General features: G+C 61.6%; 20 protein-coding genes. 10 read left to right on the forward strand and 10 right to left on the reverse strand.

What is annotated here, in order from left to right; translation table 11 throughout:
• Positions 1-2 precede the first annotated feature (2 nt).
• From nuoL to CEW87_RS12850, 4 genes are all read left to right on the forward strand, one after another.
• On the forward strand, positions 3-2024 hold the full coding sequence (gene nuoL, locus CEW87_RS12835; RefSeq protein ID WP_108973538.1) for an NADH-quinone oxidoreductase subunit L: 2022 nt from the start codon (positions 3-5) through the stop codon (positions 2022-2024).
• Positions 2025-2099: 75 nt separating this feature from the next.
• Positions 2100-3581, forward strand: coding sequence for an NADH-quinone oxidoreductase subunit M (locus CEW87_RS12840; RefSeq protein WP_108973540.1), 1482 nt, complete (start codon positions 2100-2102; stop codon positions 3579-3581).
• 37 nt (positions 3582-3618) lie between these two features.
• On the forward strand, positions 3619-5088 hold the full coding sequence (nuoN, locus tag CEW87_RS12845; RefSeq protein ID WP_108973542.1) for an NADH-quinone oxidoreductase subunit NuoN: 1470 nt from the start codon (positions 3619-3621) through the stop codon (positions 5086-5088).
• 224 nt (positions 5089-5312) lie between these two features.
• Positions 5313-5864, forward strand: a complete 552-nt coding sequence (locus CEW87_RS12850; RefSeq protein WP_108973544.1) for an NUDIX domain-containing protein — start codon at positions 5313-5315, stop codon at positions 5862-5864.
• A gap of 57 nt (positions 5865-5921) precedes the next feature.
• On the opposite strand, the gene ppk2 is transcribed toward CEW87_RS12850, so the two are convergent.
• Entirely contained in the window at positions 5922-7088 is a 1167-nt protein-coding gene (gene ppk2 / locus CEW87_RS12855) for a polyphosphate kinase 2 (RefSeq protein WP_108973546.1), read from the reverse strand.
• A 201-nt stretch (positions 7089-7289) separates the two neighbouring features.
• On the opposite strand from ppk2, the gene CEW87_RS12860 reads away from it, so the two are divergent.
• Positions 7290-8240: an alpha/beta hydrolase gene (locus CEW87_RS12860; RefSeq protein ID WP_108973548.1), complete on the forward strand. Its 951-nt coding sequence runs from the start codon at positions 7290-7292 to the stop codon at positions 8238-8240.
• Here the strand turns inward: CEW87_RS12860 and CEW87_RS12865 are convergent, their stop codons facing one another.
• Both CEW87_RS12865 and xpt read right to left on the reverse strand, forming a co-directional pair.
• Entirely contained in the window at positions 8241-9101 is an 861-nt protein-coding gene (locus CEW87_RS12865) for an HDOD domain-containing protein (RefSeq protein WP_108977189.1), read from the reverse strand.
• A 121-nt stretch (positions 9102-9222) separates the two neighbouring features.
• Complete coding sequence (gene xpt / locus CEW87_RS12870) at positions 9223-9831, reverse strand: xanthine phosphoribosyltransferase (protein ID WP_108973549.1); 609 nt, start codon at positions 9829-9831, stop codon at positions 9223-9225.
• Between the two features lie 230 nt (positions 9832-10061).
• Here xpt and CEW87_RS12875 point away from each other — a divergent pair, with 230 nt between their 5' ends.
• The 5 genes from CEW87_RS12875 (at position 10062) to CEW87_RS12895 (ending at position 17797) form a co-directional block, all read left to right on the forward strand.
• Complete coding sequence (locus tag CEW87_RS12875; protein ID WP_108973551.1) at positions 10062-11048, forward strand: HlyD family secretion protein; 987 nt, start codon at positions 10062-10064, stop codon at positions 11046-11048.
• A 4-nt stretch (positions 11049-11052) separates the two neighbouring features.
• Entirely contained in the window at positions 11053-13833 is a 2781-nt protein-coding gene (gene rbbA / locus CEW87_RS12880; protein ID WP_108973553.1) for a ribosome-associated ATPase/putative transporter RbbA, read from the forward strand.
• A 3-nt stretch (positions 13834-13836) separates the two neighbouring features.
• Complete coding sequence (locus CEW87_RS12885; protein WP_108973555.1) at positions 13837-14976, forward strand: ABC transporter permease; 1140 nt, start codon at positions 13837-13839, stop codon at positions 14974-14976.
• 16 nt (positions 14977-14992) lie between these two features.
• Entirely contained in the window at positions 14993-15646 is a 654-nt protein-coding gene (locus CEW87_RS22430) for a CerR family C-terminal domain-containing protein (protein ID WP_159098161.1), read from the forward strand.
• Between the two features lie 126 nt (positions 15647-15772).
• Complete coding sequence (locus tag CEW87_RS12895) at positions 15773-17797, forward strand: methyl-accepting chemotaxis protein (protein ID WP_108973557.1); 2025 nt, start codon at positions 15773-15775, stop codon at positions 17795-17797.
• A gap of 11 nt (positions 17798-17808) precedes the next feature.
• Here the strand turns inward: CEW87_RS12895 and CEW87_RS12900 are convergent, their stop codons facing one another.
• From CEW87_RS12900 to CEW87_RS12930, 7 genes are all read right to left on the reverse strand, one after another.
• Positions 17809-18276 carry a TerB family tellurite resistance protein gene (locus tag CEW87_RS12900; protein ID WP_108973559.1) on the reverse strand — a complete coding sequence of 156 codons (468 nt, stop codon included), beginning with the start codon at positions 18274-18276 and terminating at the stop codon, positions 17809-17811.
• Between the two features lie 113 nt (positions 18277-18389).
• A complete protein-coding gene (locus tag CEW87_RS12905) occupies positions 18390-19253 on the reverse strand; it encodes an SPFH domain-containing protein (RefSeq protein WP_108973561.1) in 864 nt (287 codons plus the stop codon).
• Positions 19254-19331: 78 nt separating this feature from the next.
• A complete protein-coding gene (locus tag CEW87_RS12910) occupies positions 19332-19775 on the reverse strand; it encodes an NfeD family protein (protein WP_108973563.1) in 444 nt (147 codons plus the stop codon).
• Positions 19776-19910: 135 nt separating this feature from the next.
• A complete protein-coding gene (locus CEW87_RS12915; RefSeq protein ID WP_108973565.1) occupies positions 19911-20645 on the reverse strand; it encodes an amino acid ABC transporter ATP-binding protein in 735 nt (244 codons plus the stop codon).
• Positions 20632-21285, reverse strand: a complete 654-nt coding sequence (locus CEW87_RS12920) for an amino acid ABC transporter permease (RefSeq protein ID WP_108973566.1) — start codon at positions 21283-21285, stop codon at positions 20632-20634. Before CEW87_RS12920 ends, CEW87_RS12915 begins: the two co-directional genes overlap by 14 nt.
• A complete protein-coding gene (locus CEW87_RS12925; protein ID WP_108973568.1) occupies positions 21285-21953 on the reverse strand; it encodes an amino acid ABC transporter permease in 669 nt (222 codons plus the stop codon). Before CEW87_RS12925 ends, CEW87_RS12920 begins: the two co-directional genes overlap by 1 nt.
• Before the next feature lie 75 nt (positions 21954-22028).
• Entirely contained in the window at positions 22029-22835 is an 807-nt protein-coding gene (locus CEW87_RS12930) for a transporter substrate-binding domain-containing protein (RefSeq protein WP_108947548.1), read from the reverse strand.
• Between the last annotated feature and the right edge of the window lies 1 nt (position 22836).

Raw genomic sequence — 22836 nt, forward strand, 5'->3', positions numbered from 1 at the left:
CGATGACGGACATGCAGAAGCTTTACCTCCTTGTGCCGCTCGCGCCGCTTTTCGGCGCGATCATGGCAGGTCTCTTTGGCAAGGCGATCGGCCGCGCCGGGGCGCACATCGTCACCATTCTTGGTGTGGCGGTCGCACTGGCGGCGTCGGTGGTTATTTACCAGGACGTTCAGGCGGGCAACACGTTCAATGGAACGATCTACACCTGGATGCAGGCTGGGGGGATCGACTTCGAAGTCGGCTTCCAGATCGACGCACTGACCGTAATGATGATGCTGGTCGTGACCTTCGTCTCGCTGATGGTGCACATCTACACCATCGGCTACATGTCGGAAGACCCTGGCTACCAGCGTTTCTTCAGCTACATCTCGCTGTTCACCTTCTCCATGCTGATGCTGGTGATGTCGAACAACTTCCTTCAGCTGTTCTTCGGCTGGGAGGCGGTGGGTCTGGTGTCCTACCTGCTGATCGGCTTCTGGTACGAGCGTCCGACTGCGATCTACGCCAACCTGAAAGCCTTCCTGGTCAACCGCGTGGGTGATTTCGGCTTTCTGCTCGGTATCGGCCTGATCGTTGCCTACACCGGCAGCCTCAATTATGCGGAAGTGTTCGCCAAGGCAAACGTGCTTTCCGGCATGACGATGGACGTCACCGGGTGGCCGCTGCTGACTGCAATCTGCATCTGTCTCTTCATCGGCGCGATGGGCAAGTCGGCCCAGGTGCCGCTGCATGTCTGGCTGCCTGACTCGATGGAAGGTCCGACGCCGATCTCTGCGCTGATCCACGCAGCGACCATGGTGACCGCCGGTATTTTCATGGTTGCGCGCATGTCTCCGCTGTTCGAGCTGTCGGATACCGCGCTGTCCTTCGTTCTCATCATCGGTGCCACGACGGCGCTGTTCATGGGCTTCCTCGGCATCATCCAGAACGACATCAAGCGGGTGGTGGCGTACTCGACGCTGTCGCAGCTCGGCTACATGACCGTGGCGCTCGGCGTTTCTGCTTACTCTGCCGCCGTGTTCCATCTGATGACGCACGCCTTCTTCAAGGCCTTGCTGTTCCTCGGAGCGGGTTCGGTCATCATCGGGATGCATCACGATCAGGACATGCGCAACATGGGCGGCTTGTGGAAATACATGCCCATCACCTGGTTTACGTCGTTGCTGGGTTCGCTGGCGCTGATTGGCTTCCCGTTCTTCTCCGGCTTCTATTCCAAGGATTCGATCATCGAGGCGGTCCATGCGTCGACGATCCCCGGTGCTGGCTACGCGCTGTTCTGCGTTTTGCTGGGCGTGTTCGTCACGGCCTTCTACTCCTTCCGCATGTACTTCCTGGTCTTCCACGGCAAGGAACGCTTCGGCCAGGCCCACGGACATCACGATCACCATGGTGACCACGACGACGAGGAGCCTGCGTCCGATCATCATCACGGGCTGGCACCAGGACAGAAACCGCACGAGTCGCCGCTGGTCGTGACGCTGCCGCTGATTCTGCTGGCAATTCCGTCGGTTCTGATCGGTTTCTTCACCATTGAACCGATGCTGTTCGGCGAGTGGTTCAAGGGCGTCATCTTCTTCGGTGAAAACCACGTCGGACTGAGCGAACTCGCCGAGCACTTCCATGGGCCTGTCGCCATGGCCTTGCACGGGCTGCAGACCGCACCGTTCTGGCTGGCAATGAGTGGTGTTGCAGTGGCCTGGTACTTCTACATGGTCAAGCCCGGGATTCCTGCTGCGATTCAACGCACCTTCAAGCCCTTGCATACGCTGCTCGAGAACAAGTACTACTTTGACCGTTTCAACGAGATTGTCTTTGCGGGCGGTGCTCGCCTGCTTGGCAAGGCATTGTGGAAGGGTGGAGATCAGGGCCTGATCGACGGTGTGGTCGTAAATGGCACTGCGAAGCTGGTGGGCTGGGTGTCGAGGATTTCCAGCCTGTTCCAGACCGGGCATCTGTATCAGTATGCCTTCACCATGATCATTGGCGTGTTCGTTCTGCTGACATTCTGGCTCAATCGTGCTTAAGCAAGAACGCAACTCGCAGGGACACAACAACAAGGTCGAACGCGCCGCTTGCGGCGCACAGAACGGAAAGCAACGATGACGGACATTCCCCTCCTCAGTCTGGCGGTTTGGGTGCCAATTATTGGCGGGCTGCTTGTGCTCGCCACCGGCTCCGACCGCAACGCCCCGATGGCACGTGCGCTTGCACTGCTGGTGGCGATTGTCGGCCTCGTCGTGACGCTCCCTCTATACACCGGCTTCGACACCGGCACGAGTGCGATGCAGTTCGTTGAACTCATGCCCTGGGTGCCGCGATTCAACATCAACTACCACCTCGGGGTCGACGGGATTTCGGTACTGTTCGTGATCCTCAATGCCTTCATCACCGTGATCGTGGTGGTTGCGGGGTGGCAGGTCATCGAGCAGAAGGTCGCCCAGTACATGGCAGCCTTCCTGATCATGTCGGGCCTGATGAACGGGATCTTCTCCGCGCTCGATGGCGTGCTGTTCTATGTCTTCTTCGAAGCGTCGCTGATTCCGCTGTATCTGGTGATCGGTATCTGGGGTGGCCCGAACCGGGTTTATGCCGCCATCAAGTTCTTCCTTTACACGCTGGCCGGTTCGCTGCTGATGCTGATCGCGCTGCTCTACCTCTTCATGGAATCGGGTGGCAGCTTCAACATCCTCGACTGGCACCAGTTGCCCCTCGGGATCGATGCGCAGACGCTGATCTTCTTTGCCTTCCTGGTGGCGTTTGGCGTGAAGGTGCCGATGTGGCCGGTGCATACGTGGTTGCCTGATGCCCACGTCGAGGCGCCTACGGGTGGCTCGGTGGTGCTGGCTGCGATTGCACTGAAGCTCGGTGCCTACGGTTTTCTGCGCTTCTCGCTGCCGATCGTGCCGGATGCGGCGATGCAGCTGGCGCCACTGGTGATCACCCTGTCGCTGATCGCAGTCGTGTATATCGGCTTCGTTGCGCTGGCGCAGGCCGACATGAAGAAACTGGTGGCCTATTCTTCGATCTCGCACATGGGTTTTGTGACCCTTGGCTTCTTCATGTTCAACCCGCTGGCGATGGAAGGTGCGCTCGTACAGATGATTTCGCACGGTTTCGTATCCGCCGCGATGTTCCTTTGTATCGGCGTGCTCTACGACCGGATGCACTCCCGTCAGATCGCCGATTACGGTGGCGTCGTGCATCGCATGCCGAAGTTCGCCGCGTTCTTCATGCTGTTTGCGATGGCCAACGCCGGCCTGCCGGCTACCAGCGGTTTCGTTGGTGAATTCATGGTCGTGCTGGGTGCGGTCCAGTTCAATTTCTGGGTGGCCTTCCTCGCCGCCACCACGCTGATCGTGGGTGCTGCCTACACCTTGTGGATGTACAAGCGCGTCGTGTTCGGACCGGTCGCGAACGACCATGTCGCCAAACTCGATGACATCAACGGTCGCGAGTTTGCCTTCCTTGGCATCCTGGCGCTGTTCGTGCTGGCGATGGGCCTCTACCCCTTCCCCTTTACCGAAGTGATGCATGCTTCGGTGGATGAACTCCTGCGGCATGTTGCCGTGAGCAAGCTCTGAGCGAGCAGGCGAGACACTTAACCGGACTGGTCAGAAGATGAACTTTGTTGTCCCCGACTTCTACCCCGCAGCGGCCGAGATCTTCGTCGCCGTGATGGCGCTCGTGATCATGCTGACCACGACCTTTGCGCGCAGCATTGCACGCTCACTCGGCTACTTCCTGAGTCAGTTCACACTGATTGCGGCGGCGTTCATCACCATCGCCACCATGGATGGTCAGGTGAGCTATACCTTCAGCAACATGTTCATCAGCGATTTGATGGGCGACTTTCTGAAGGTGCTGATCTACTTTTCGATGGCCATCGCGCTCCTGTACGGTCGCAGCTACCTTGCAGACCGCAACATCGACAAGCCCGAGTACTACCTGCTGGCGATTCTGATGACCCTCGGCATGATGGTCATGGTGACGTCCAACCACATGCTGACGATGTACATCGGTCTCGAAATGATGTCGCTGGCGCTGTACGCCCTGGTTGCCTTCGACCGTGACTCGGCACGCTCGACCGAAGCGGGCATGAAGTATTTCGTGCTCGGTGCGCTGGCCTCGGGTCTGCTGCTCTACGGCATGTCCATGGTGTACGGTGCGACCGGCACGCTTGAGTTCTCCGGTGTTGCCCAGTCGGTGTACAACCAGGCGGCGAACAAGTCGGTACTGCTCTTCGGTCTGGTTTTCCTGGTTGCCGGTATCTCGTTCAAGCTCGGCGTGGTTCCCTTCCACATGTGGGTGCCCGATGTGTATCAGGGCGCGACGACGGCCGTGACCCTGATCATTGCGACGGCGCCCAAGCTGGCAGCCTTTGCAATGGCCGTGCGCCTGCTGATCTGGGGCCTGTTCGACATCGCCGAGCAGTGGCAGACGATGCTGATGTTCGTTGCCGTGGCATCGATCATTCTCGGTAACCTTGCTGCGATTTCGCAGACGAACATCAAGCGCATGCTGGCGTATTCCGGCATCTCGCACATGGGCTTCATGCTGCTCGGCCTGTTGTCGGGCGTAGTCGAAGGCGAGCGCCATTTCGCACTGAACGCCTACAGCTCTGCGATGTTCTACGCGGTGGCCTACGTGATCATGAGCCTGGCATCGTTCGGCATGGTCATCCTGCTGTCGCGCGCCGGTTTCGAAGCCGAGCGCATCGACGATTTCAAGGGTCTCAACAAGCGCAGCCCGTGGTTTGCGGCGGTCATGATGTTCGTCATGTTCTCGATGGCCGGTGTTCCGTTCTTCATCGGCTTCTTCGCCAAGCTTTCGGTTCTGCAGGCGGTGGTTGCCGCAGGCTACTTCTGGATTGCTGCGGTCGCGGTGGTGATGTCGGTCATTGGTGCCTTCTACTACCTGCGCGTGGTCAAGGTGATGTACTTCGACGAACCGCTCGATACGGCGCCGATCCATGCGCCTGCTGAACTGCGCGTCATGCTCTCGGCCAACGGGATTGCCGTTGCGGCGCTCGGGATTGCTCCGCAGGCCTTGATGTCGATCTGTGCCTACGCGTTGCTTGCATCGCTCTGACGCTTGACGGGTGGTGAAAGGGCGGTGGTAACTGCTGACTGAGCTTCGAAAGGGCGAACGACCGTGAATGGTGTTCGCCCTTTCTGTTTTTTTGACCGGTGCTTTCTGTTCGAACATCTGCCTCGAGCAGCTTGCAGCAGGAAGGGCCGTGCGTGCTGTGTGAAGGTGCGCTCATCCGACTGTGCTGTGGCGGACGGGCGCCTGTGAAATGAGGCGGCAAGAACATGAACAAGCATGATCAGGACCCACTTGCGGAGACACCGCTCTCAACCGAGCGGGTTTTCGATGGCGTGCTGTTGAAGGTTTCGCGCGACAGAGTGCGTCTGCCTGATGGCGGAGAGTCGGTTCGCGAATACATCCGCCATCCAGGGGCCGTCGTCATCGTCGCGGTGATGCCCGATGGCGCGCTGATCTTCGAGCGGCAGTTCCGCTATCCGCTCAATCGCAGCTTCCTCGAACTTCCTGCAGGCAAGATTGACGCAGGGGAGGACATCCTCGACTGTGCGAAGCGTGAGCTCAGGGAAGAGACTGGATATGTCGCCGACAATTGGCAGCACCTCGGCGTCATGTATCCCTGCATTGGCTATTCGGACGAGCGCATCGAGGTCTTCCTCGCCGCCGGGCTCACGCATGTAGGGCATCAGTGGGACGAAGGTGAGTTCCTCGAAATCATGGCGTTCTCGCCAACCGAAGCCACTGCCGCGGTACTCGACGGCCGGATTACCGACAGCAAGACGGTCACGGCACTTTTCCTCGCGGCGCCCCATCTTAGCTGAGTCCAGCCGGTGCCTTGCTCGTGGCACACGGCTCCCACCGTGCGCCACGCCACGATGCTAGAGAATCGGCGTGTCCTTTTCGCCGCGTTCGTACACCACGTTGGCACGGCCGACCAGCAGCGGATCGAGTGGGCCGATTCGGTCGAGGTCCTTGTTGGAGTAGGGCAGTTTGTGGAGGACGTAGCGCATTGCGTTCAGGCGCGCGCGTTTCTTGCAGTCGGACTTCACGACCGTCCACGGCGCGTCTGCGGTGTCGGTATAGAAGAACATCGCTTCCTTGGCCTTGGTGTAGTCGTCCCACTTGTCGAGGGAGGCAAGGTCGATCGGTGAAAGTTTCCACTGCTTGAGCGGATGAGATTCGCGTTCCTTGAAGCGGCGGCGCTGCTCTTCACGGCTGACCGAGAACCAGAACTTGATCAGGTGGATTCCGCTGCGCACCAGATTTCGTTCGAATTCGGGCACCTGACGCATGAACTCGCCGTATTCATCGTTGGTGCAGAAGTCCATGACTCGTTCGACGCCTGCACGGTTGTACCAGGAGCGATCGAACAGCACGATTTCGCCTGCCGTGGGCAGGTGCTGGATGTAACGCTGGAAATACCACTGGCCGCGTTCCAGTTCCGAAGGTTTTTCCAGCGCGACCACGCGCGCACCGCGCGGGTTGAGATGTTCCATGTAACGCTTGATGGTGCCACCCTTGCCGGCCGCATCGCGTCCCTCGAAAAGAATCACGACGCGCTGGCCGGTTTCCTTGACCCAGGCCTGAAGTTTCAGCAGTTCGACCTGAAGGCGGTACTTCTGTTTTTCGTAATTGCGTCGGGACATGAGGTTCTTGTACGGGTAGGCGCCGATGCGCCAGTCGACTGCGAGTTCGTCATCCGGACGGGTGGATGCCGGCGCGGGACTTCCACCAACGGCTAGCAGGGTCTTGCGCAGCAACTGTGCATCGTCGGGGGATGCACCGGCGAGAATGGCCTCCAGCGACTTTGTCACATCGCTCACGCTGGCGCCTGCAGCCTTTGAAAGGATATCGCCGACAGCCATTTCAGTGCTTCCACGCGCGCCCTCGACAGCCTGTTCGATCTCGAACTGTTCCAGTGAGAGCGCGTCCAGCTTCGGCGAGGTGTCCCCTTCACTGACTGGTCTAGGTTTGCGGCTTTTTCCAGGAGGGGTGATGCGGTTGCCCGATTTCTTTGTGGCCGGCTTCGACGGGTTTGCACTCATTGAGTCTCCTTTATGGTGTGCGCTGATCCTTTTCTGACTTTCATTCTATGACTTTGTGGCCCCGGGCGGCCGCAACAATGGCGCCGGCCTTGCGGCGTACCGCACATTATCAGAGGTCATTTTGTGTGCCGGTGGTTACAATTCGGCCATCTGCAACCAATCCCATGATGCCCGGCGGGTGACGCCGGGTATGTATTAACCATGCCACTTTCGCCCCAGGCTCAGTCTCTTCTCGATATGGTGTATCGGGTCGGCGCCCCTCGTTTTCATGAGCTTACGCACCTTCAGGCACGTCATTCATTCCAGAAGCTGCAGTTCGCTTTTCGTCCGGAAGCGCCGGCCGTCGCATCCGTAACCGAGGTTCCTATCGCGCGTCCCGATGGCAGCGCACTGCTGGCGCGATACTACCGCCCGTTGCAGGCAAGTCCCGCCACGGTGCTCCCGCTGCTGATCTATTACCACGGCGGTGGCTGGTGCGTCGGCGATGTCGAAAGCTATGATGTGCTCTGCCGCGAGCTTGCGAATGGCAGCGGTTGCGCCGTGTTGTCGGTCGATTACCGTCTGGCACCTGAGCACCCTTTTCCAGCTGCAGTCAATGATGCACGCCTCGCGTTCGACTGGACTGTCGATCAGGCCGAGCTGCTCGCCATCGACCCGGCGAGAATCGCGTTTGGCGGCGACAGCGCGGGCGGAAATCTTTCGGTGGTCACCGCGCTGGCCCTGCGGGATGCGGGCGGGGTGACGCCGGCATTCGTGCTCCTCATCTATCCGAGTACCGAGATCCTGAGCGAACGCCCGTCGCGACAGCGCTACAGTGACGGGTTCTTTCTGGACAAGGAAAGTCTGGAGTGGTTTTTCATCCGCTATTTGCCTGACGGCAACACTGAGGACTGGCGTGCTTCGCCGATGCGTGCAAGCTCCCTTGCGGGCCTGCCCCCAATGTTGCTGATCTCTGCTGAGTGCGATCCGCTGGTCGACGACTGCGCAGCTTTTGCCGCGCGAGTGTCAGAAGAGGGGGGAGAAATCGAACAGTTTCGGGCCGAAGGCATGGTTCACGGCTTCATCACCCTGGGCAAGTTCTTCCCCGAGGCAAATCTCGCCGTGGCGCATGCCGCGGCAAGTCTGCGCAGCCGTATGTACGGGCCGGCCTGATCAGCCGCAAACGGCAGCAAGCATTTCCATCTTTCCGGCACGTGCAGCGTCGAGCAGGGCGTCAAGCTTGTCCTTCTCGATGCCGGCGATGCAGGAGTCGAACAGCTCTGGGCGGCGCTGAATGCCAAGTGCCGAGTCGAAGGGGTTCGGCGTTTCGGCTGCAAGCGAGGCCACGAAAACGAGATCGGCGAGGTTTTCCGGGGGCCAGGAGCCACCATAAGGATTTTCATACTCGAACGCGTCGAGCACGTCTTCAGGCAACTCGAAGACTTCGAGAATTGCACGACCAACCGGTTCGTTCCAGACCGAAACGAATTCGGCGAAACGTTCGAGGTTTTCTTCCAGAGCAGGGTAGGCCGAAGCGCGAGCGAGCAGGAAGAACTGTCCGATATCGACCATCATGCCAGCAAGCATGGCGGTATCCGGATTCACGGTGCGCAGGTGGCGTGCGAGGGCATAGGACCACGACGCCACATCGACTGAATGCATCCACAGCCCGCTCGCGATCAGGCGCATGTGTTTGGAGCGATGGTCTTGCGAGAGTTGCTCTGCTGCGACGGCGAAGGCGAGGCAGCGCAGTGATGCCAACCCGATGCGCTTGACGGCGGTATTGACGTCTGCGATGCGCGAGCCGTAGGGATTGAGCAGGACGGCATTGGCCATGCGGACGGCCTTTGCACTGAGGACAGGCTCGGCCTTGACCACCGAGGCAATTGCGTCGAGCGATGAGTCGGGGTCGTCGGCGAGGCGCTTGACTCTCAATGACACGTCGAGCGAGGTCGGAAAGTTCAGTCGTCCGTCTTCGAGCTCGGCTTCGATCTGCTCAGAGAAGGCCTGTGCCTGCGCGTCAAAGTCTTGCATCTTGCTTTCCATCCAGCATGAGGTTGCTGCAGTTTAGCGCGGGTGGCAGGAACGAGGGAGTATCGAGGCGAAATTCCCCCGCCCTTTGCTGCAGTTTGCGCTGCCTGCGTCGGCCCCGGGCTCAGCGTGCCGGTTGATGGAGGATGGCCTTGCCGTTTTCCAGCCGTTCGACCTGGGCCAGCGTGGCGACGGGTACTTCGAGCGCGGCGATGGACTCATGTCCAAGCTTGAAACGCTTTTCGACCACAAAGCCTGCGCCGAGCACCACCGCTCCTGCCTCGCGGGCCATCTCGACCAGCGCAACTGCGGTACGGCCATTGGAGAGGAAGTCGTCAACGATTACGACACGCGCGCCCGGCTGGATGTAGCGTTGGGACAGCACGAGCTTGGTTTCGCCGCCCTTGGTCGGCGACGGGATGACACGGGAGATGAAAGGCGATTCGACCTGCGGTGCGTATTTTTTTGCATACACGAGGGGGACGTTCAGGGCCTGTGCCACGACCAGTCCCGGGGCGATACCGCTGGCTTCTGCGGTCAGGATCACCGAAGGCTGGTAGGCGGAGAGACGGCGGGCAAGCTCGCGGCCCAGCTCCATGATGAATGCGGGCTCGATACGGTGATTCAGAAAATGATCGATCTTCAGAATCTGGTCACCAATGATCGTTGCTTCGCTCTCGATCCGGGATACCAGCGGGCCATAGGGGGCGTTGAGTTCGGTGTAATTGGTCATGTAGCAGGCTCGTGAACGGAAATGCCCCGAGACTCGGGGCCGGACGGCGCATTCTAGCGCACGGGGAGGAGCCTGCCGACCTGCAGCGGCAAAGCCGTTGTCTGCGCAATGTTTGATGAGCATCAATGCAAGGTTTTGAATAATTCATTCAAATGAATGGCAACAGATGCCGGTCGGAACGCAATGCTTTGCGACCGGCACCACGCGCCACCCATTCAAGGGGATGCATCATGGTTTCCCACGCTTCTTCGCACAAGTCAGCCTGGCTGGTGCTCGTTCTAGTCATCGCGCTTGCCGGTGCCGTCGCTGTCTGGCAGGGCATGGCGGCGTCCGAGTCGCAGCCCAATCTCGTGTCTGGCAACGGCCGCCTCGAGTCGACCTCCTACGATGTCGCAACCCGACTGTCGGGGCGTCTGATAGCGCTCGGTCCAAAGGAGGGCGATCTCGTTAAACAGGGTGATGAGCTTGCCCTGATCGACGCCCGCGATATACAGGCGCAATTACTGCAGTCTGAGGCGCTGGTTCAGCAGGCCCGTCAGACCGCTGCGGAGGCGCGTGCGACCGTGTTCCGCTACCAGAGCGAACGTGCCCTCGCGGCGACCACACTGAAGCGCACGCAGGAACTGGTGGCACGCAAGTTCCTGTCACCGCAGCGGCTTGACCAGGACCGCAATGCGGTGCAACAGGCCGATGCTGCGCTGGCTGCGAGCCGCCTGCGGGTGGAGGCTGCAGATGCTGCTGTGCTTGCCGCCGAGGCCAATGTGACCCGCATCCGCAGCAACCTGGACGACGCCCGGCTCGTGGCGCCGGTAAGCGGTCGGGTGCTGTACCGGCTTGCCGAACCCGGCGAAGTGCTGGCGTCCGGTGCGCGGGTGCTGACCGTGCTCGATCCGTCTGATGTCTTCATGACCGTATTCGTGCCTGCGGAGACGGCAGGTCAGGTGCAGTTGGGTGCCGAGGCGCGCCTGCAGGTCGATGCGCTTGGAGCGGAAGCGGTGCCTGCTCGGGTCAGCTTCGTAGCCGAGCGTGCGCAATTCACGCCGCGCGAGGTCGAAACCCGAAATGAGCGCGAGAAGCTCATGTTCAGGGTCAAGCTCCAGCTCGATGCCGACTGGCTTGCCGCCCATCCCGATGTGATCAAGCCGGGGATGCCGGCAGTGGGCTGGTTGCGCCTCGATGCCACGCTGCCCTGGCCAGACAGCCTGCCCGCGAGGTAATGCCATGTCTGCCGCACTCGACCATCCTCCCGTTGCCCGCCTGAGTGGCGTCACGCTGCGTTATCGTGCCTTGGCCGCGATCGAGGACATCGATCTCGAGGTTCCCGGAGGGTGCATGGCGGGCTTCATCGGGCCGGATGGCGTTGGCAAGTCATCACTGCTGGCCCTGCTCGCCGGCGCGCGAAAGATCCAGACGGGTGAGGTGGAGGTGCTCGGCGGTGACATGGGCGACCGCCATTTCCGCAGTCGGGTGCAGCCGCGTATTGCCTACATGCCGCAAGGTCTGGGGCGCAATCTTTACCCCACCCTGTCCGTGTTCGAGAACGTCGACTTCTTCGGCCGCCTGTTTGGCCAAGGCGCACAGGAGCGCGAGCGTCGCATCACCGAACTGCTTGCGGCGACCGGCCTGTCGCCCTTCCGTGATCGTCCTGCGGCCAAGCTTTCTGGCGGCATGAAGCAGAAGCTCGGGCTGTGCTGTGCGCTGATCCACGATCCCGACCTGTTGATCCTCGACGAGCCGACCACCGGCGTCGATCCCTTGTCACGCCGCCAGTTCTGGGAGTTGATCGACCGTATCCGCAGCGGTCGTCCGGGCATGAGCGTGCTGGTGGCGACGGCCTATATGGAAGAGGCTGCGCGCTTCGACTGGCTGGCGGCGATGGACGACGGCAAGGTGCTCGGCTCGGGCAGCCCTGACGCACTGCGCGCCATGACCGGTAAGGACACGCTGGAAGAGGTGTTCATCGCCTTGCTGCCCGAAGCCCGGCGCGGCGCGCACCATGCGTTGACGATTCCGCCACGACCCGGGAATGACGATAACTGGGTGATCGAGGCCGAAGGCCTGACCCAGCGCTTCGGCGACTTCACCGCCGTCGATCATGTGAGCTTCCGCATCGGCGAGGGCGAGATCTTTGGCTTTCTCGGCTCCAACGGTTGTGGCAAGACCACGACGATGAAGATGCTCACCGGCTTGCTGCCGCCGAGCGAAGGCAGTGCCCGACTGTTCGGGAAAGTCATCGACGCACACTCGCTCGAAACGCGGCGTCAGGTCGGCTACATGTCACAGGCATTCTCGCTGTACGGCGAGCTGACGGTACGTCAGAACCTCGATCTGCATGCGCATCTCTTCCATCTGCCGCGTGAGCGGATTGTGCCCCGGGTCGAATCGCTGCTGCAGCGCTTTGGGCTGGAAGAGCACGCCGACTCGGTTTCCGGGAATCTGCCACTTGGCATCCGTCAGCGTCTGTCGCTCGCCGTCGCGGTGGTGCACGAACCCCGGCTCCTGATCCTGGATGAACCCACATCCGGGGTCGATCCCGTGGCACGCGATGCATTCTGGGCGCTGCTGATCGAGCTGTCGCGCGAGCAGCGAGTGACCATCTTCATCTCCACCCACTTCATGAACGAAGCCGAGCGCTGCGACCGCATCAGCCTGATGCACGCTGGCCGGGTGCTGGCCAGCGACACACCGGCAGCCCTCAAGGCCGCGCACGCAACCGACGTGCTGGAGACGGCCTTCATCGAAGTGCTGGAGGAGGCGATCGGCCCCGACAGCAGCAAGGCCGAGGCCCCTTCGCCGCAGGTCGCTGCCACAGCGAACGAGGTACTGACCCCACCCGTTGCAGCCACGGTTTCCGCAGCGGACGCCCGGCCCGCGGCGTTCAGCCTGAGACGGCTGCTTGGCTATGCCTACCGCGAGATGCTGGAGCTGCGCCGCGATCCGATCCGTCTCACCTTCGCGCTGCTGGGCTCGGTGTTGCTGATGCTGATTCTCGGTTTCGGCATCACGCTCGACGTCGAGAACCTGCGCTTCGCCGTGCTCGACCGCGACGACAGCCCGGAAAGCCGGATGGTGATCGAGAACATCGGCGGCAGCCGCTATTTCATCGAACAGCCGCCGATCCGGGATTCGGCCGAGCTCGACCGCCGCATGCAAAGCGGGGAGCTTGCGCTCGCGCTGGAGATCCCGGCCGGCTTCGGACGTGACCTGCGTCGGGGCGACGTGCCCAGCCTGGCGGCGTGGATCGATGGTGCCATGCCATTCCGTGGCGAGACCTTGCGCGGCTATGTGCTTGGCCTGCACGCGCAGACCATGGCGGAGCTTGTTGCCAGCCGCACTGGACGCCTGCCGGTGTCCTTGCCGGTGAGCATCGAAACCCGCTACCGCTACAACCAGGACTTCAAGAGCCTGAATGCGATGGTGCCGGCAGTGATCCCGTTGCTGCTGGTGTTCATTCCCGCCATCCTCACCGCCTTGTCGGTGGTGCGCGAGAAAGAGCTGGGCTCCATCACCAACCTTTACGTCACCCCCGTTACCCGGCTCGAGTTCCTGCTCGGCAAGCAACTGCCCTATGTCGGGCTGTCGATGGTCAGCTACTTCGGCCTCGTGCTGCTGGCGGTGCTGGTGTTCCAGGTGCCGGTCAAGGGCAGCGTGCTGCTGCTCTCCGGCGCAGCGCTGATCTATGTCACCGCGACCACCGGAATCGGACTGCTGGTTTCGAGTTTCACCCGTACCCAGATCGCTGCGCTCGCCGCCACCGCGATCCTGACCATGCTGCCGACCATCCAGTTTGCCGGCCTGACCGATCCGGTGTCCTCGCTCGACGGCTTCGGCCGGGTGGTGGGTGAGCTGTGGCCGGCAACCTATTTTCTGCTGATCAGCCGCGGCATCTTCACCAAGGATCTGGGGCTCGCCAGCCTGCAGGGGCCGATCGGCATGCTGGTGCTGTTCGTGCCGGTTCTGATCGGGCTGTGCGTGCTCTTGCTCCGCAAGCAGGAGGATTGAGTCATGGCTGAAATCCGTCGTGGTCGACTTGCAAACATCGGGCGCCTTGGTGTCAAGGAGTTGCGCAGCCTTGCGGCCGATCGCATCTTGCTCATCGTCATCGTGTGGGCCTTCACGGTTGGCCTTTACGTTGCGGCAACCGGCATGTCGCGCGAGCTGCACAACGCGCCGGTCGCGGTCGTCGATGAGGATGGTTCGCAGCTGTCGGCGCAGATTGTCGATGCGCTCTATCCGCCGTACTTCCGGGTGCCGCAATTGATCGACGCGAGCCGGATGGATGAGGGGCTCGATCGCGGCGAGTACTCGTTCGCCATCGTTATTCCTGCCCACTTTCAGCGCGATCTGGTGGCCGGCAGGCAGCCGGTGGTACAGCTCAACATCGACGCCACCATCATGTCGCAGTCCTTCATCGGTTCGGGCTACATCCAGAGCATCATCGCCGGTGAAGTGATCAACTTTGTCGGTCACGGTGCGGACGTGAGTGCGGTCTCGCCTGTGAAACTTTTGCCGCGGGTCCGCTTCAATCCCAATCTGAACGGGATGTGGTTCGGCGGCATGATGGAGGTCATCAACAACATCACCATGCTGTCCATCATTCTGGTCGGAGCCGCATTCATCCGTGAGCGCGAGCACGGCACGCTTGAGCACCTGCTGGTGATGCCCCTGAGTGCATTCGAGATCATGGCGGCCAAGGTCTGGGCCAACGGGCTGGTTGTATTACTGGCAGCAAGCGTCGGCCTGCTCGTGGTCGTGCACCGTCTGCTTGAAGTGCCGATCGCGGGTTCGGTTCCACTGTTCCTGCTGGCCGCGGCGCTCTATCTGTTTTCCACCGCTTCGATCGGCATCTTTCTCGGCACCCTGGCGCGCTCGATGCCGCAGTTCGGCCTGCTGATCATCCTGGTGATCATCCCGCTGCAACTGCTGTCGGGCGGGGTGACGCCGCAGGAGAGCATGCCGGTGCTGGTGCAGCAGGTGATGACGGTCGCGCCAACACCGCATTTCATCAAGCTTGCTCAAGGGGTGCTCTACCGTGGCGCGGGATTTGAGGCGGTGTGGCCACAGTTTCTTGCCATCGGCGTGATTGGCGCGGTGTTCTTTGCGGCCGCGCAGCATCGCTTCCGCAAATCGGTGACGCAGGGCTGAATGGGGAGGACAGATCATGACCTCGAATGACCGGGCATTGCCGGAGGTTCCCGGCGAAGCCACCCGTGCGCGGCTGGTTGCGGCCGGGCTTGAACTCTTTGGCAGCGGGGGTTACGACGCAGTCACCACGCGTTCGCTGGCAGCGCGCGCCGGGGTGAATCAGGCTGCAATCCCTTATCACTTCGGCGGCAAGCAGGGCGTCTACCTGGCGGTGGCCCAGTATCTGTGCGACGCCAATGGTGGCAAGATCAGGGAGGCCGTCTTCACTGCGCGTTCGGGGCTCGAGGACCCCGGCGCGGACGTCGGTGCGCTGTTGGCCGACTTCATCGTTTCCTGTGTCGATATCGTTGCAGGCAGCGAGCAGGGGCTGCTTCACTATGCGTTCTTCGTGCGTGAGCAACTGTCGCCTTCGGCCGCCTTCGACATCATCTTCGATCAGATGCTGCTTCCGGTTCATCAACTGGTATGCGATCTCGTCGCTCACCTCAAGGGCGCAGCGTCGGACGCGGAGGAAACCATCTTGCTCGCACAGGCTTTTCTCGCACAGGTGTCGGGCTTCGTCACCGGGAGGCTGCTGATCCAGCGCCGCCTGAAGGCCGACGCGCTTGATCTCGGTGCCGTTCTCGGCACAGTTCGCAATTTTACGATTGCCGCCGCTCGCGGGCTTTAAGCGCCGAAATCAACGGAACTTACGTGTCAGATCGACAGATGGCGCCCCGTTTTGGGCTGCTATTCTGGGCACACTGCCGCCACGCGCAAATCGCGACGTGGTGCGTCGACTGCAGGAGTGCGCGCAATGGATACACTGTTTCGTCCCGTGATGGGGCTGCTTGATCGATTTCGTTATCCATGGAAGTTCGCGATCATCGCCTTCGTCTGTGCGCTGGGCACTGCGGTCCTGCTGTCACAGGTCTATGTTGGGCTGCGTCAGAATATTGCCTTTACCGAGCGCGAAGTGGTCGGCCTCGGTGTGCTCGACAAGGCGTTCTCGGTACTTGTGCTGAGCCAGCAGCACCGTGGATTGTCGGCCGGCTTGCTGGGTGGAAGCGAGGACCTGAGGCCACAAGTGGCGCAGAAGGCGCTTGGGCTGCAGGAGGCCATGGCAGCCGTCGATGCCGAACTCGGCAGCAGACCCGAGTGGGATGTGCTGCAGGTGCGGTGGCGCGCGATCCGCAAGGAACTGCAGGCGTTGACCGCCGATGGCCTGACACTCCCGGCACCTGACAACTTCCGTGCACATTCACAGGCCATCGAGGCCATGCTCGCCTGGATCGGCGATATTGGCGATGCCTCCAACCTCTCCCTCGACCCGGAAAGCGCCACTTACAACCTGATTGATCCGATGCTGCGTTCCGCGCCCGACCTCACAGAGCGTCTCGGACGTTTACGTGGACGGGCGACCGGGATCATTGCCCGTGGCGTGCTGGAGCCTGCGGACGAACGTCATGTTGTGGCCCAGCTGGCCGAGCTTGCGATGACCGAGGCCCAGTTCCGCGACCGCCTGGGCCGCGCGATACGTGACAACGCCTCCCTGAAGGGCGCGCTGGGTGCGGCACTCGACGACGTCGATGTCGGTGTCGGACGCTTTCGCGATGCCGCGCGAACCGAGGTCCTGGATCAGGGATTTGGCGTGACGGCATCGGCGTTCTTCGGCATTGGAACCGGCGCAATAGATGTTGTGCTCAAGCACTACCGCGAATCCCTGCGTCCCGAGGCGGAGCGTTTGCTGCTCGAGCGCCTCGACAGGCTCTGGAGCAAGCTCTACTTCGAGGCAGCGGTTGCAGCAGTCGCGCTGCTGATCGCCGGCTATCTCTTCTGCGGGATCTATTTTTCGATTCTGCGCTCGGTGCGCGAGCTCGCCTCGGGCGCGAAGCAGCTCGCGGGGGGGGATTACCGTACGCGGGTGTCCTTCACCGCGCGGGATGAGCTGCTTGAAGTGGCCGACGGATTCAATGCGATTGCAACGGATGTCGGGGATCTGATCGGCGAAATTCAGCACGGTGGGCAGCGCCTCGTGCGAGCCGCCACGGATATGTCGGATGCAGCCAGGAATGTCGCAGCCGGTTCCTCGTCGCAGAGTGAAGCGGCCGCCGGAATGGCTGCGGCAATCGAGGAAATGACGGTCGGGATCGACGAGATCTCGCGTCATGCAGCAACTGCACAAGGTCTTGCGGAGACGTCCGACCGGCTCTCCAACGAGGGCGGGGAGGTCATGCAGCAGACCGTGAGCGAGATGGAGCGGATTGCCGAAGCCGTCCATTCGTCAGCGGCGGCAATCGGTGAGCTGGGCGAAAAGGCGCGCCAGATCGGTTCGATGGTCGTCGTCATCAAGCAGATCGCGGATCAGACCAATCTGCTCGCGCTCAACGCAGCGATCGAAGCTGCACGTGCGGGCGAGAGCGGGCGCGGCTTTGCGGTTGTGGCCGACGAAGTGCGCAAGCTGGCCGAGCGAACTGCCGCGGCAACCGAAGAGATCACGGAGATGGCATCGTCGATCGGGCAGGGCACCGAACACGCGGTGGATTCCATGCAGGCCGGTGTGGCCCGGGTGCGCGACGGAGCGGAACTGACGACCCGCGCGGGACAATCGATGGCGCAGATCAATGATGGCGCCCGCGAAGTGTTGCGCGCAGTAAGCGATATATCGTTTGCCTTGCGCGAACAAAGCAGTGCCAGTGCCGAGATTGCCCGCAATGTGGAGCGGATTGCCCAACGGGCCGAGGAAAACAGTGCAGCGGTAAGCGACACCGCAGACACTGCATCGTCCCTGCGCACGCTGGCGACTGACCTCGAACAGAAAGTTGTGCGCTTCAGGGTCTGATCAGCAGTGTGTCAGGAAGCGTTCGTTGTCGCGCGCGCTCTTTGCTTGGCGCCAATGTAGTCGGCATGAGAAACATACAGCAGGTCGGCAATCTTGCGCATCAAGTGGTTCTCGTGATTGCTGAGGTGGCCGTCCGCATAGGCAACCTCCCACATCAGTTCGATCACGCGGGTCTTCTCTCCGGCGTCGAATCCACTGTTGATGCGTGACGTAAAGCGGTGAAAATCCACCGCTTCACTCGATGCGGTTTCGGCGAGTTCGAGCAGGCGTGCGCGCTCGTCGCTGCCCAGTCCGAAGCGCTTGCCGAGTGCGGCAAGAATTGCAGCGCGTTCGCTCTCACCCACTTCGGCATCGCTGCGCATCACTTCCACCAGCAGCACCGCCGTGGCCAGTTGCAGCGTATGTTCGTCGTGACCGCCGACCGCGCCCTCGCTGGCCGGCACGAAGGCGTTGAAGAGGTCTTTCAGCGTGTGAAACATCGTCTTGTCCGTTTGGAGTACTGGTAGGCAGAGCCCATTGTGCCCGCAGAGGTTCCTGAGGCTGGCGTTCTTTCCATTGGGAACCAGACGCCAGCCGCCCTGCGGCGCTTATATCAGCTGCGCATGCCAACCTTGCCGACGAGTCCGCGCAGGGTTTCCTGCAGGTCCGCAGGGAGTACGACGACCTTTGCATTGCTGGATTCGCTGAGGCTCTCCATGGCCGCAATGTACTTCTCGCCAAGCAGATAGAGCATTGGCGTGGTCTGGTCGCCGATCGAGTTGCTCACGCGGCGGATGGACTCTGCCGACGCTTCGGCCAGCATCACCTGAGCGCTGGCATCGCGCTTGGCTGCTTCAAGGCGGGCCTCTGCCTCGAGAATTGCTGCCTGCTTGGCGCCCTCGGCCTTCGTGACCGCAGCCTTTCGCTCGCGTTCTGCCGCGGCCTGCATTTCCATGGCGCGCTGCATCGATTCGGACGGGTTGATGTCCTGGATCTCGACAGACTTCACCGTCAGGCCCCAATCCACCGCTTCGTCGGCGATGCTCTCGCGCAGGCGCGCCTTGATCTTGTCGCGCGATGACAGCGCCTCGTCGAGCTCCATTTCACCGACGATCGAGCGCAGCGTGGTCATGATCAGGTTACGGATGGCCTCGGAGAAATCAGTGACGCCATAGACTGCCTTCACCGGGTCGGTGATCTTGACGAAGGCAATGGCGTTCGTACGGATCACCGCGTTATCGCGGGTAATCACCTCCTGCTCCTGCACGTCGAGGATGAGATCCTTGGTGATCAACTTGTAGGCGACGTTATCCAGGTAGGGAATCAGGATGTTGAGGCCGGGACGCAGGGTGCCGTAGTACTTGCCCAGACGCTCGACGACCCATTCTTCGCCTTGCGGCACAAGGCGGACGCCCTTGGCGATGGTGATGACGACAAAAACCAGTAGTGCCAGCGCGATTGCCAGACCCGATGTCATGAATGCTTTCTCCGTGTGTTGTGTGTTCAGAGGCGGACGCGCCGGGTTCGCCAATGCGATGGAGGCGTCCGCCGTCGATCAGGCCTTCGCCACCTTGACGAAACTGCCCTCGATGCTGACGACCTTGACGCGCTCGCCCGCCGCAATGTCCGACTCTGCCGTGCACGCCCATTCTTCTGCGCCGAGGATAGGGCGCTGGAAGCGCACCTTGCCGCGCTGGTATGGCGCGACGGCGTTGACGAGCAGTCCGGCCTCGCCGATCACATCGCCCGCGGCCGTGCCGACCAGCGTCTTGTGTGCGTTGCGTTTGAATACCCGGAACCACAGGATCATCATCGCAATGGATGCCGCCAGCCACAGCAGGATCTGGGCGGTGATCGGCATGGAAGGGACGGCGAGCATCAGCAGGCTCACCAGCAGCGCGCCAAAGCCGAACCAGATTACAAAGAAGGCCGGGATGGCCAGTTCAAGCAGGACGAGGGCGATGCCGCCGACGGTCCAGTGCCACCATTCAATAGTCATGAAGTCCTCCGTGCGCGCATTGTAGCGCGACCTCATGACGCCCAACCGTGCGCAATACCGCCGCGCGGGCCGGAAAACGGCGGGCCCCCGCCTGTGCGAGCCGGGCCCGGACAGGCGGGGCTCTGCGAGTGCTTCTCAGACGCTCAGCACCGAGCCCACGAAGTTTGCCAGCTCCGGTGTCTGCGGCGCGGCGAAGATGGCCTTCGGGTCGCCGCTCTCGTGGATGCGGCCGTGGTGCATGAAGATCAGCTTGTTGCCCACATCGCGGGCGAAGCGCATCTCGTGGGTAACCATGATCAGTGTCATGCCTTCGGTGGCGAGCTGGCGCACGACGGCAAGCACTTCGCTGACCAGTTCCGGGTCGAGTGCCGAGGTGATCTCGTCGCACAGCAGCACCTTGGGCTGCATCGCCAGCGCACGCGCAATCGCCACGCGCTGCTGCTGACCACCGGAGAGCTGATCCGGGAAACTGTCGAACTTGTCTGAGAGCCCGACCTTGAGCATCATTTCCCGCGCGATGTCTTCCACCTCCTTCTTTGCCATGCCCTTGACCACGGTGGGTGCAAGCATCACGTTCTGACCGGCGGTCAGATGCGGGAAGAGGTTGAACTGCTGGAAGACCATGCCGACCTTCTGCCGCAGCGCGCGCAAGTCGCCCTTGCCGTCGTGGAGCGCGGTGCCGTCCACCATCAGCTCGCCCTTGTCGATGGTCTCCAGCCCGTTGATGGTGCGCAGCAGGGTACTCTTGCCCGAACCGCTGCGACCGATCAGGGCGATGACGTCCCCCTGGGCAACCTCAAGGTCGATGCCCTTGAGGACATGGTTGCTGCCGAAGTGTTTGTGCAGGCCGGTGATCTTAACGAGCGACATGGAATTTTTTCTCCAGGCTTTTTGCGTACAGCGAGAGCGGATAACAGAGGATGAAGTAGCCCACCGCGACCAGACCGAACACGAGGAAGGGCTGGAAGGTGGCGTTGGCGAGCATCGAGCCGGTCTTGGTCAGCTCGGTAAAACCGATGATGGAGGTGACCGCTGTTCCCTTCACGACCTGAACCGAGAAACCCACCGTCGGCGCGATGGCGATGCGCAATGCCTGCGGCAGCACGATGTAACGCATCTGCTGCGGGTAGGACAGGGCCAGGCTGGTCGAGGCTTCCCACTGCCCCTTGGGCACGGACTCCACGCAACCGCGCCAGATCTCCGCAAGATAGGCGCTGGTAAACAGCGTGAGTCCGGTCGCGGCGGCAAACCAGGGCGAGATATCCACGCCCACAAGCGACAACCCGAAGAACACGATGAAGAGCTGCATCAGCAGCGGCGTGCCCTGGAAGATTTCTATATAGGCCTTGGCGAGGGATTGCAGCAGTCGGTTGTGGGCGATGCGGGCAAACAGGACCACAAGGCCGACGCCGCCGCCGAGGATGAAGGCGATCAGGGACAGACCGAGGGTCCATTTCCCGCCTTCGAGCAGATTGCGGACAATGTCCCAGGTGGAGAACTGGACGAACATCAGCGTGCCCTCCCGACGACGAAGCGTTGTCCCAGTTGCATCAGCAGCTGGCGGATCAGCAGGGCCATAACGAAGTAGATGGCCGTGGTCACGAAGTAGGTTTCGAACGCGCGGAAGCTGCGCGACTGGATGAAGTTGGCGGCGAAGGTCAGCTCTTCGGTGGCGATCTGCGAACACACGGCCGAGCCGAGCATGACGATGATCACCTGGCTCGTCAGCGCCGGCCAGACCTTGGCCAGGGCCGGGCGCAACACCACATGCTTGAAGGTCTGAGCACGTGTCATCGCCAGCGATTCTGCCGCTTCGATCTGGCCGCGGGGGGTGGCCTGGATGCCGGCACGGATGATCTCGGTGGAATAGGCGCCGAGGTTGATCACCATGGCGAGCACAGCGGCCTGCCACTCGGTCATCTTGATGCCGAGCGCGGGCAGGCCGAAGAAAATGAAGAACAGCTGGACCAGAAAAGGCGTGTTGCGGATCACTTCGACGTAGAGGCCGAAGAGTCGGTCGAACGGAGCGAGTTTCCATGCGCGACAGACCGCGCCAACGACGCCGAGGCCGATGCCGAGAATGGCGCCCACGGCCGTAAGGGCGAGGGTGAAGCCTGCGCCTGTCAGCAGCAGGTCTGCGTTGTCGAATACCGGGGTGAAATCGAATTGATATGCCATCGCGGGTTCCGGAAGCAGCGGGTCAGAAGGGCATCCGGGACGGCTGTCACACCGCCCCGGAGCAGCTCAGGCTGCTTACAGATCCTTGGGCAGCGCGGCGTTGAGCCAGCGCTGGGAGATCTCGTTGAGTGCGCCATCCTGCTTGGCCTTGGCGATGATTGCGTTCACCTTGGCCGTCAGCGCGGTTTCACCCTTGGCAACGCCGACGTAGCACGGCGAGTTCTTGATCAGGAACTTGGCGCTGAGGCGGCGCAGCTTGGTCATGTCATTGACCGCTGCGGCCACCACGTTGCCCGTGGCGATGAACTGCACCTGGCCGGTGAGGTAGGCCGAGATGGTCGAGTTGTTATCCTCGAAGCGCTTGATCGTCAGCGAGGCCGGTGCAATCTTGGTCAGTTCGAGGTCTTCCACCGAGCCGCGGGTCACGCCGATCGTCTTGCCGGCCAGCTCTTCAGCCTTGGTCAGCTTGACGTCTTCCGGGCCGAACACGCCATTGAAGAAGGGGGCGTAGGCGTCGCTGAAGTCGATCACCTTCTCGCGGTCGGGGTTCTTGCCCAGGCTGGAGATCACCAGATCGGCCTTGCCGGTAGTCAGATAGGGGATGCGGTTGGTGCTGGTGACCGGAATCAGCTCGACCTTGACGCCGAGTTCCTTGCCGATCAGCTTGGCCATGTCGATATCGTAGCCACGGGGCTGGAGATCCGTACCCACGCTGCCGAAGGGCGGGAAATCCTGCGGTACGGCGACGCGCAATGTGCCGGCTTGCTGAATGCCTGCGAGTACATCGGCCTGCGCATCAGTGGTGCCGATCACGCTGGCAACGGCAACACCGGCAACGAGGCCACACAGGCTGCGAAGGAAGGGGCGGCGGCTGGACTTCATG

Source organism: Parazoarcus communis (genome assembly GCF_003111665.1).
GTDB classification, from domain to species: domain Bacteria; phylum Pseudomonadota; class Gammaproteobacteria; order Burkholderiales; family Rhodocyclaceae; genus Parazoarcus; species Parazoarcus communis_B.